This window comes from Eisenbergiella porci, from assembly GCF_009696275.1.
In the GTDB taxonomy this organism is placed as follows: domain Bacteria; phylum Bacillota; class Clostridia; order Lachnospirales; family Lachnospiraceae; genus Eisenbergiella; species Eisenbergiella porci.
In genome coordinates, this window is record NZ_VUMI01000090.1 from 1 (window position 1) to 10,036 (window position 10,036).

Below are 10,036 nucleotides of genomic sequence, written 5' to 3' on the forward strand. Positions count from 1 at the left end.
ATGACGAAGTTGAACTAGCAAGGATTTTTGGAATCAGATAATTATGTTATCCTCATCTTTGACGACAAGACTACTGTATCTAAGCGCATTTTCCGAAAAGATGAGGATAAAAATATCCTGCGTATAACGCCTGATTGTTGTCAAAATCTATTTGGAAGTCCTTTAGAAAATGGCAGACTTCACCCTTGTATTTTTGCAGGCGTTCAATGAGTGCCAGTACCTTCCCTTTTTTAGGGCGACCCTTTTTCTTTGCTTCCGTTGTAACCATTGGGTTTTCAGCAAATGCTACTTGGATGATTGCATCATACTCTTCATTATAATATTGAATCGTATGTTCATCAGCACTTGCCAGATTCATTGCTATTGCGTCTTCTTTTGTCTTTTTCATATCCAAAAGAAGCTTTTTGAATCTGGGTGCCCATGTTTGCTCTGGATGGTTTTCTATTACTCCATTCAATTCACGCAATAAATGAGCACAGCAAATCGCATGGAGGACATTGAATTTCCAATAGGATGCCCAGCAGTCATGGATTGCAACACCGTGGAGAAGTACATCCATCTCCGTCATACCTGCGTGCCCTCGTTTACAACTGAAAAACAGGTATGTAAATAATTCATCACTGGCGACATGCGCCCATCGAGTGTGTCCATCCACACGGGTACCAGTTTCATCAAAATGAGCCTTTGCACTATTACACATGTGCTCCTTAATTGTCTCTACAACACTACTAACTTTGGCAGCGCATCGGGACACCATCTTCAGAACAGTTCCTGTAGAAATGGGGAGGTCAAACAGGCTACCCAGGATTTCCTGAGTACGCTTTGCACTTACGGCACCTACCGTGTTCAGTGTTACGATTAAGGATGCAATGGATTCCCCATACTGGATCTGACCTTTGATATCAGATGGAAATGTACCCTTCAAGGTCTGGTTGGTTTTGGGACACTTAACTTCCATGGATTCATATGCATCAAGTGTCTGGATGACTTGGATATCAACCTTGTATCTTGTTTCACCGACACATGCTGTACCCTTGCATCTTTTCCAATTCGGACAATTCTTGCAAGCATCCGGAATAAGAGTTTGTGTTGTATCGGGTTCTCTGGTAATTACCATATGCGTGCCAGAATGACCTTGCTGAGCACCTTGTTTTTTACCGGAAGGTTCACGAAGGCTTTTCTCTTTCGTTCCTTATTTCAGTCCATCACTTGAAGGCGGTTTTGAACTATTCTTGGAGTTTTTGTTTTTCTGCTCCTGAAGTTCTTTAATGGTCTGGTTAAGTGCATTAACAGTTGCGTTTAAAGCAGCAACCTGTTCAATAAGAGCAGCATTTTGCTCCATTAGATTTCGAACGAATTCTTCTGTAATATTAATTGGCATCCAGACCACCTTCTTTCCTGTTTTCTATATCTATATTTTACAGGAAAACCAAGAAAAAAGCGAATTGGCATAATGATTCATATAGTCAAAATGACGGTGGATAAGTATAAAATTTCAAGGTTCAAGTGTTACTAAAACTATTCAAAATCCACGGACTGTGGCTTTGAAACATGGTTATTTAAGATGTCTGTGGAGTAATCCACAGCAAATCAAGTCTCATGATTATTGAGGAAGATTTATCCACAGAAATCATGGAACAGATTGCAAAACAGATTTTTAAATTTCTCTGTTTTGTACAAAAAATCATCTGGACCTAAAGTGGGGTCCTAAACAGTTACTTCTCCCCTTACTTTTTAGGACAAGGAGGGATTTGAAGTGCATATCAACATGATACCGGTCTATGAAACCTATCAAAAAGCCATTGACCTGGACCTCTACCACGCCTTTGCCGAACTGGTTGTACAGACCTCCCAGAATGAAAATGCCGGTGTGAGTTACCGCCAGATGAGAACCTTGCAGATCTGGCAGCCCCAGACAGATGTATCCACCTACTTTGAACCGTACAGCCTACGCTATCCCGGTGAGGTGCTGGAACGCTTTGAGGAGAAGCTTGGCAATGACGTCCGTACTCTACGCGCCCTGGCTCTGGCTTTGGGTAATACCTGTGCGATTCAGTCAGACAATATGTTTGTGGGGAATCAGCGGGGAGCTTTTCTTCAAAAGCTGCGGAGGACTGCCAAGAAAGATGTGTACCTGCGGGGCGCCCTGTATCTTCTGGAAACAGACGCTGCCCAGCGGCGTGCTTTTCTGGAAGAGCTGGCAGAGATGGTGCATACGAGAACCGAAGAAGCTCTGTTTGTATTGTCGCTGTTTGAGGATGCAGAAAGAGGCTATCAAGCCATGCACGATCAGCTGATCCGATTATTTGCGCAGAGCAGGACGCTCTCACCGGTCAATGATTTCGGTGTGCTGGAGTGGTTCATTCGTTTTTGTGGAGAGCTGGCGAAGAAATACCGCGGAAAGGCAGACTTAGTGCTGCGGACGCTGATGAAACTGCCCTATATGAACATGAAGCCGGACAGCCGGGAGTTTTCGGTTTTATACAAAGCCGGGTATCGTCAGGAGGAGATCATTCTGGCAAATTCCCTGTCTATATGGGCAGACCGGATACCGGAAAGGCTTGATAGCAACAGCATTACCGCTGAAAAAATCGCAACGGTGTGCTGCCGGATGTTATTAAATGACGCAAAGGACCTGTCAGAAAGCCTGTATGAGTATGTGGGCTGGCTTCTTCGGCGTTATGGTGATTTTTCCATAAAGTATGAGGGGTTTCAGAGCCTTTGGAAAGCTATTCAAAACGGGCTGAGGCCCACTGCACCAAAGACGCTTCTCTGGATGAACCAAACGATCCAAAAGCACTTTTCGTATCGCTTTGATGTGTTTGACCCTCACTTCGATATTTTGGCAAAAGAACTGAGACGAAACGCCTATATAGAGCTGTTTACCGAGCAAATGCTTTGCTCCCGTCAATCGCGCCCGCTGAAACAGTGGTTTTCAAGATACCGGGAACTGACAGGGGCTGATTATATGGAGTATTTCAGCAGTTGTCACAGCCATGATAAACGGGCGTTTGCCTTTCTGGTAGAAAAGAAAGAAATCGACCTGTGGAGCTTCTTTGAGCAGCACCGGGCAGATGGCGAAGATGCGCGCCCAATAAAACTGCTGCGCAGCTATGCCCTGACGGTTTCAAGCTGGCGATGCTTCCGCTTTGTCGAGAAATTGCTGAACCGGTACACCTTCCACCAGCTTCAAGATATATTTGGGAGCTGGCTTCACTTTCACGAGTGCTTTTCGAAAGAGGAAGGGTATTACAACAGAAGGACACACAAAACAACGATCAGCCGCTCATTCCTGACTGCAGAACAGCACCGGCAGCTCTATGAGTGGGTGGATGCTTCATTCTTCCAGACAGCACCGGAAAAATACGATGCTTTTGTTCTGAGCGCCTTGAAGGAACCGGTGATCCAACGCCTCTATGACAAGACAATACTGGCGGCTGTGCTGCGGCAGTTCTTGGCTTACAGTGAGTATGGCGGGTATGAGGTTGCCAGACTGAAAGAACAGTTCTATGACAAAGCAGAGCTGGAAGCGGAGCACAAAGCGGCTGCCGAGAAAAAGGAACAGGAAAAACAGCTGGAGCAGAGGAAAAAGACAGCGGAGAAACGGGAAAAGCTGCTGAAGCTTTATAATGGCAGCGCAGTGTCTTTGGCTAAATTCGTTCGAGAATATTATTACCATAGTGAGAAGAAAGAGGCCTTGAATATGGCTTTTGACAAAATGCTGGAATGGCCAGCCGGCTGTGTTCAGACCCTTGAAGCAGAAGATGCCGAGAGCTTTTTCAAGCTGTGCGGTGAAATGGTAGAGTCTAAATCCCGGCCACGGCATGAGATTTTGAATATGGTACGGACAATGATTGGAGGTGAAGCAGCATGAAACATACATGGAAACATTTATCCCTGTTATCCAGAATGAAGGGCGATGGTCTGGCGCTGGCGCTTACCAGCGATTTTTCGGAGGGCGCCATAGAACAGGCTTGTGAGGGAGTGGAGAGGTTTCATTTACAGGAACAGCTCCGAGACCGGCAGACCTTGCGGATACAGAAAGAACTCGTTCAGATTCCGGAATTTGCGGCGCTCTATCATGCGCTCTGTGAGCAGGAGACCGATGATGATAAAATCGTTCCCATGCTCCAGTCAGCAGACGCCTGCGGGGAACGACTGACAGCATATCCGCAGACGCAGGTACTGGAAACTGCAAAGTTGGATCTTCTGCCATCCCTGCGTTTTGAGTATATGAAATACTATCTGCCCTTTGTGAAATACGAGGAAGAGGAGCAAATCATTTTGGAGAACCTGCAGAGCTTTCCGGTTGCAGAATGGGAAAGCCTCTCTACACTGACTGAAAACCAGCGGGATATGATGCGGCTGCCGTTTCTTGGCGAGTATCTGTTTTACTGGTATCAAACCGAGCGGGAAGCCCTGGCTGTGCGAAAAAAATTGATACCGTTGTTGAGATTAGGCGTCATATAGGCGTAAAGGATATGTATAAAGCAAAAAGGAGGCAACTACATATGCTTATTGGCGTTGATCATGGCAACAAACAAATCAAAACCGTTCACTGCGAGCCCTTTGTGTCCGGGCTGAAACAGAGTGTCACCCGTCCTTTCGGACAGAATGTGCTGAGGTACCAGAATACCTTCTACACCCTGTCCAATGAGCGCATACCTTATCGGAAGGATAAGACGGAAGATGACCGGTTCTTTATCCTAACGCTCTTTGCGCTGGCTGGGGAAATCGAAGCCCGCGGCGCATATGTGGCGGAAGTGCAGCGTGTCCAGCTGGCGGTCGGTCTGCCCCCGGCACACTTCGGCGCCCAGGTAGAGCGGTTCACGCAATACTTTGGGCAACGGGGAATGATAGAATTTGAGGTGCAGGGCAAACCTTATTCGGTCTACATCGAGGATGTGGCCTGCTTTCCCCAGGCGTATGCAGCGGCAGCTACCATGCTTCATACTCTTGTAGATGAGCCCAAAGCGGTCATTTTGGATATTGGAGGTTTTACGGCTGATTATCTGCTGATGAAAAATGGTGAGATTGATCTTACCTCTTGTGATTCGTTGGAAAATGGCGTGATCCTGCTGTACAATAAAGTACGGTCTAAAGTCAATTCCGAGCTGGATCTGCTGCTGGATGAAAGCGATGTGGACGCTATCCTGCTGGGGAAAAAGACCAAATACCCGGAGGCGGTGGTGCGGCTGGCAGAGCTAGCAGCGCAGGAATTTATCAACGACCTGTTCAGCACCCTGCGGGAGAGAATGATCGATCTGCGGTACTGCAAGGTGGTATTTGTGGGGGGAGGTGCGATTCTCCTGAAGCGGCAGATTGAGGCATCGGGTAAGGTGGGCACACCGTTCTTCGTACCCAAAATCAATGCAAACGCAGACGGTTATGAGTATCTGTACCGGATAGACACAGCGGGCAGGTGATGGTATGGGAGAGAAAAAAGAACGAGGACGGTTTACCCTGCGGTTCAATGAAGGTGACCCCATCCATGAGACTGCCATCGGATTGCTGGAATTGCAGAGTCCACGCACCAAGGCGCAGTATGTGGCAAATGCTGTGGTTTACTATAATGAACACTTTGCTCAGGAGCCGCAGCCACTGAAAGCCCCGGCCATTACGAAAGAAGCGGTAGAGGCTATCGTCAAGGAAATTCTGCGGCAGGAAGGCATGGGTTTGGAGAAAGAAGCGGAGCGGCCAACAAAGGCTGCCTCGGCAGACAAACCTGTACCGTCAATTCCAATCCAGCAAGCGCAGGAAGCACATGATAATTCAGAGATAGATGACAGGACACGCAGCCTGATCGCCAGCACCCTGTCTGCGTTCCGCAGCCGAGGGTAATACAAAAATAAAAAGAGAGGCATGGGAGTTGCTATCACTCCTATGCCTCTTCCTGCATTGCTGCGATAAAACTGTCCAGAATATCTTCAAAATGCCGGTATTGTTTGGGTGTCAACGTGGAAACCTTCTCCATAAGAACGGAGGAGTCCGTTTCTGTGACGATACCTCGTAGCAAATATTCCGTACTGATGTTGAGGGCATCACAAATTTTGAGGATGGTGTCGGGCCGCATGGCTTTTTGCCCCAATTCTGCAGTGGAGATGGTCTGCGGCGTGACATGAGCCAGTTCTGCCAGGGTTTCCTGGGTCATGTTTAGTTGTTTCCTCCGGTCAAAGATCCGTTTGCCCATATCTTTCAAAAGATTGTCCATTCACTTACCTCCATGCCATAGTTTAATTTTATCCTCTATGACATGAATTATTAAGCGGTTATGGTTGATTTTGTTCGTCTATGGCAAGTATAATAAACAGATAAACAAAATTAAGGGGATATGTATATGAAAATACCTTCCTGTGCAGTAACCGGTCACAGACCCACCAGGTTCAAGTTCAAATACAAAGAAGATACGGCTGGGTGTAAACGATTGAAAAAGCGGTTACATGACCAGTTTGCATTATTATATCAAAAAGGAGTCCATTGCTTTTTGGTAGGGGGCGCTTTGGGCGTAGATATGTGGGCAGCTGAAATTTTACTGAGAATGAAAGAGCAGCCAGAGTATGAGGAAGTGGAGCTAATTACAGTTTTGCCCTTTGAAGGCTATGATGCAAAATGGGATGAGCGCAGCCGCAGCAGGATGCAGTTTATCAGGAGGCACAGTCAAGTAGTCATAGTGGACAGTGTTCAAGGTTCAGAAAGCTACCTGAAGCGCAACCGGTATATGGTGGATCACGCAGATTATCTGGTAGCTGTTTTTGATAATGAGCATAGTATTCGCAGTGGAACGCAGATGACGGTCAATTATGCCAGAAAGCGGAAACTGTCGATTATTCTGATCCATCCAGATAGTGGAAAGGTGACAGAGGAACATGGCTGACTGCTTGTACAAGTGGTATGGTTAAAGTTCTATATGTGGTAGGACAAAGGGACATGTTGCTTGCACCTTTCGGGCAAATGAAATATAATGGTAAAGGTTATTGGAGGTGCGACATGGACTACATGACACTCAAAGAAGCAAGTGAAAAATGGGGCATTTCGTCCCGAATGATAAATTACTACTGCTCTGCTGGACGCATTCTCTGAGCCATGAAAATGGCTGGGTATGGCTTCTTCCCAAGTATGCGGTGAAGCCTGGGGATTAACGGTATAAGTTCCAAAATGGAAGGGAGTGATTTGGTGGCAAATATTCTAATTGTAGAAGATGAAAAAAATATGCAGAATATAATTACCGAATATATGCAACGTGGGGGTCACACCTGCTATACTGCTGATGATGGGGTGGATGCTCTGACAATTTTGAAAAATAATCCAATGGATTTGATGATACTGGATATTATGATGCCCCATTTAGATGGATTTTCTGTCTGCAAATTCGCAAGAGAAATGAGCAATTTGCCAATTATTATGTTGACAGCCAAGAGCAGCGAGGACGATAAATTGAAAGGTTATGAGTATGGCACTGATGATTATATGACGAAGCCTTTCAGTCCAAAAGTACTGCTTGCAAAAGTAAATGCTCTTTTACGCAGGACTTCTTCTGGTTCTGTGGACACATTAAATGCCGGAAAGGTTACAATTATTCCAGCCTCACGCAAAGTGTTTTTGGAGGGAGAGGAAATTACGCTTACTCATAAGGAATATGAATTATTACACTTTTTTATGAGCAATCCCAGCCAAATTTTTAGCCGTGAACAATTACTAAATCGAATTTGGGGTTATGACTTTGAAGGGACAACCCGAACGGTAGATACCCATATCAAAACGCTGCGGCAGAAATTGGGGGATGAAGGGAAACACATTGTTACACTTATTCGTTCTGGCTATAAATTTGAGGTAATGCCATGAAATTAAATGATAGTCTTTCACTTCGTACTGTCCGGAAGAAAATTATTATGGTTTCGAAGCTTGCAGGCATTATCCTTATTGTTTCTTATGTGGTTTCAACACATCTTCCTGTCCAGAAAGATGCCTCGTTTTTGATATGGCTGCTTTTTGTCACATTACTGGTATTGATTGTGGATTTTCTAATGGGAAAATTCATTTCAAAACCGATTGACAAACTCGGAAAGTCGGCACGAAGAATGGCACAGTTGGATTTTTCTTCTCCCTGTGATATTTCTACAAACGATGAATTTGGGGAGTTGTCCGTAAATCTTAACCGAATGGCGGAAAATTTACAGCAAGCACTGACAAAATTGGAGACGGTAAATAACCAGCTTGAAAGGGATGTAGAGCAGAAACGGTTATTGCTGGAAGAACGAAAAGAGCTGGTAGATCATATATCCCATGAAATGAAAACTCCTTTAGGTGTTATCCGGGCCTATGCGGAAGGTTTGCAGGACGAAACAGACGAAGCAAAAAAGCAAAAATATGTTGAAGTCATTATGGGCGAAACAGAAAGAATGGGAAACCTGATTACTACATTGCTTGACTTATCAGCATTGGAAACAGGATCTTCCCAACTTATGCCTGAGCGGTTTGACTTTGTAGAATTTTGGAGACGATTGCCGGACGCCTTTTGGTAGACGCTCCTGATACAAACTTTGAACTGCAGTATGAATTGCCGGAATATAAGGTTTTTGTTCATACAGACAAGTTTCGCATGGAACAGGTTTTGGATAATTTGCTTGTCAATGCAAAAAAGAATGTACAGCCCGGTGGTATTTTAAGGCTTTCCCTAAAAGAAGAAAAGGGGATATTAAATTTTTCCATTTACAATCAATGTTTTGCTATTCCTGAAGAAACACTATCGAAAATCTGGACAAAGTTTTATCGAGATCATAATTCCAAATATAACGGTTCCGGGCTTGGACTTGCAATCGTAGCACAGATTTTGTCTATGCAGAATTTAGATTATGGTGTAAAGAATGTTCCTGATGGCGTCTTGTTCTATTTCTCTATCCCGACAATCAAATAGCGATATTTTCATACGCAGCTCTGCTTTCCAAATAGGCAGGGCTGTTTTTTTGATTTCACACCAACTTCACAGCAATCTCACTTCAATTTCAAAGCATTTTTATAAGTTAGCTTAAAAGGACAAAAGTCTGTAAATTAAGGAGGTAACGATTATGTTTTTAGGATTGGAATGGTACTGGTGGTTGGTGTTTGTAATCGCGTTGGTGATTTCTATCCCATTTAAGATTAAGTTCATGAAATGGTGGAGTAAACGCCAACAGGACAAGGAGCAGGAGCAACATGGAAAGTGGGGAGATGAAGAATGATAGAGGTAAAAGACCTGACCTTTTCTTATGGAAAAGACAAACAAGCCTTACATAGTTTGAACTTTTCTGTGAGTGATGGGGAAATTTTTGGCTTTCTGGGGCCAAATGGTTCTGGGAAATCAACGACTCAAAAAATTCTAACCGGGATTTTGAAAGGACATGGCGGTTATGTTTCATTGTTCGGACAGGAAATCCAAACAGTTCATACAAAAGAGTTCTTTCAAAAAATCGGCGTCCTGTTCGAGTTTCCCTATCTGTACTCCAATTTAAGTGCGATAGATAACCTAAAATATTTTTCTTCATTCTATCCGAAAGAACAGCTCAGAGATGCTGAGGAATTATTGGATGAACTGGAATTTAAGCGGGATTTTCTTAAAAAACCTGTATCCTCTTACTCAAAAGGAATGCGCCAGCGTGTCAGTATGGCAAGAGCGTTAATCAGCAATCCCCAACTCCTTTTTCTGGACGAACCTACCAGCGGACTTGACCCATCTGGAGCTGTTCTATTTCGCAATATTATTGAGGAAGAACGAAAGAAAGGAACTACCGTTTTTTTAACAACACACAACATGGTAGATGCTGATTTGCTTTGTGATAGGGTTGCTTTTATTTCAAATGGTGCGATTGTTGCACTTGATACGCCGAAAAAACTAAAGGAGCAGAACAGCAGCCAACAGGTTATAATTGATTATTTGAACCAAATCGCACATGCTGTGCAATAGCCTTTCTTATCTTTTCTCTGCACCGTTGCCACGGTGCTCTTTTTCTTTTACAATAGCCTTATCCTTATGAAAGGAAAAACCCTACGGATGAGTGCT

13 protein-coding genes and 1 pseudogene are annotated in these 10,036 nt (G+C 44.4%); 11 read left to right on the forward strand and 3 right to left on the reverse strand.

Going from position 1 to position 10,036, the window contains the following annotated elements; all coding sequences use genetic code 11:
* Positions 1 to 79: 79 nt before the first annotated feature.
* The gene (locus tag FYJ45_RS28010) at positions 80 to 1,117 is read right to left on the reverse strand and encodes an IS66 family transposase (RefSeq protein WP_154468254.1); all 1,038 of its coding nucleotides are present in this window, start codon (positions 1,115 to 1,117) and stop codon (positions 80 to 82) included.
* 75 nt (positions 1,118 to 1,192) lie between these two features.
* Entirely contained in the window at positions 1,193 to 1,381 is a 189-nt protein-coding gene (locus tag FYJ45_RS28015; protein WP_154468255.1) for a DUF6444 domain-containing protein, read from the reverse strand.
* Positions 1,382 to 1,756: 375 nt separating this feature from the next.
* Here FYJ45_RS28015 and FYJ45_RS28020 point away from each other — a divergent pair, with 375 nt between their 5' ends.
* From FYJ45_RS28020 to FYJ45_RS28035, 4 genes are read left to right on the forward strand one after another with little or no spacing between them, the layout of a single operon-like run.
* On the forward strand, positions 1,757 to 3,874 hold the full coding sequence (locus FYJ45_RS28020) for a hypothetical protein (RefSeq protein WP_321170334.1): 2,118 nt from the start codon (positions 1,757 to 1,759) through the stop codon (positions 3,872 to 3,874).
* Complete coding sequence (locus FYJ45_RS28025; RefSeq protein WP_154468256.1) at positions 3,871 to 4,470, forward strand: hypothetical protein; 600 nt, start codon at positions 3,871 to 3,873, stop codon at positions 4,468 to 4,470. The genes FYJ45_RS28020 and FYJ45_RS28025 overlap by 4 nt, the downstream gene beginning before the upstream one ends.
* A 41-nt stretch (positions 4,471 to 4,511) precedes the next feature.
* Positions 4,512 to 5,426 carry a ParM/StbA family protein gene (locus tag FYJ45_RS28030; RefSeq protein ID WP_154468257.1) on the forward strand — a complete coding sequence of 305 codons (915 nt, stop codon included), beginning with the start codon at positions 4,512 to 4,514 and terminating at the stop codon, positions 5,424 to 5,426.
* Between the two features lie 4 nt (positions 5,427 to 5,430).
* Entirely contained in the window at positions 5,431 to 5,841 is a 411-nt protein-coding gene (locus tag FYJ45_RS28035) for a hypothetical protein (RefSeq protein WP_154468258.1), read from the forward strand.
* A 40-nt stretch (positions 5,842 to 5,881) separates the two neighbouring features.
* Here the strand turns inward: FYJ45_RS28035 and FYJ45_RS28040 are convergent, their stop codons facing one another.
* Entirely contained in the window at positions 5,882 to 6,211 is a 330-nt protein-coding gene (locus FYJ45_RS28040; protein WP_154468259.1) for a helix-turn-helix domain-containing protein, read from the reverse strand.
* Positions 6,212 to 6,337: 126 nt separating this feature from the next.
* On the opposite strand from FYJ45_RS28040, the gene FYJ45_RS28045 reads away from it, so the two are divergent.
* The 7 genes and pseudogenes from FYJ45_RS28045 (at position 6,338) to FYJ45_RS28065 (ending at position 9,940) form a co-directional block, all read left to right on the forward strand.
* Complete coding sequence (locus FYJ45_RS28045) at positions 6,338 to 6,874, forward strand: SLOG family protein (protein WP_154468260.1); 537 nt, start codon at positions 6,338 to 6,340, stop codon at positions 6,872 to 6,874.
* Positions 6,875 to 6,987: 113 nt separating this feature from the next.
* A pseudogene (locus FYJ45_RS33370) lies at positions 6,988 to 7,077 on the forward strand (DNA-binding protein); the annotation flags it as partial.
* 96 nt (positions 7,078 to 7,173) lie between these two features.
* Complete coding sequence (locus FYJ45_RS28055) at positions 7,174 to 7,842, forward strand: response regulator transcription factor (RefSeq protein WP_321170335.1); 669 nt, start codon at positions 7,174 to 7,176, stop codon at positions 7,840 to 7,842.
* Complete coding sequence (locus tag FYJ45_RS31950; RefSeq protein WP_321170336.1) at positions 7,839 to 8,522, forward strand: histidine kinase dimerization/phospho-acceptor domain-containing protein; 684 nt, start codon at positions 7,839 to 7,841, stop codon at positions 8,520 to 8,522. Before FYJ45_RS28055 ends, FYJ45_RS31950 begins: the two co-directional genes overlap by 4 nt.
* On the forward strand, positions 8,492 to 8,914 hold the full coding sequence (locus FYJ45_RS31955; RefSeq protein WP_321170337.1) for an ATP-binding protein: 423 nt from the start codon (positions 8,492 to 8,494) through the stop codon (positions 8,912 to 8,914). Before FYJ45_RS31950 ends, FYJ45_RS31955 begins: the two co-directional genes overlap by 31 nt.
* Before the next feature lie 151 nt (positions 8,915 to 9,065).
* Positions 9,066 to 9,218 carry a hypothetical protein gene (locus tag FYJ45_RS29980; protein ID WP_195842025.1) on the forward strand — a complete coding sequence of 51 codons (153 nt, stop codon included), beginning with the start codon at positions 9,066 to 9,068 and terminating at the stop codon, positions 9,216 to 9,218.
* On the forward strand, positions 9,215 to 9,940 hold the full coding sequence (locus FYJ45_RS28065; RefSeq protein ID WP_154468262.1) for an ABC transporter ATP-binding protein: 726 nt from the start codon (positions 9,215 to 9,217) through the stop codon (positions 9,938 to 9,940). The genes FYJ45_RS29980 and FYJ45_RS28065 overlap by 4 nt, the downstream gene beginning before the upstream one ends.
* Positions 9,941 to 10,036: the final 96 nt, after the last annotated feature.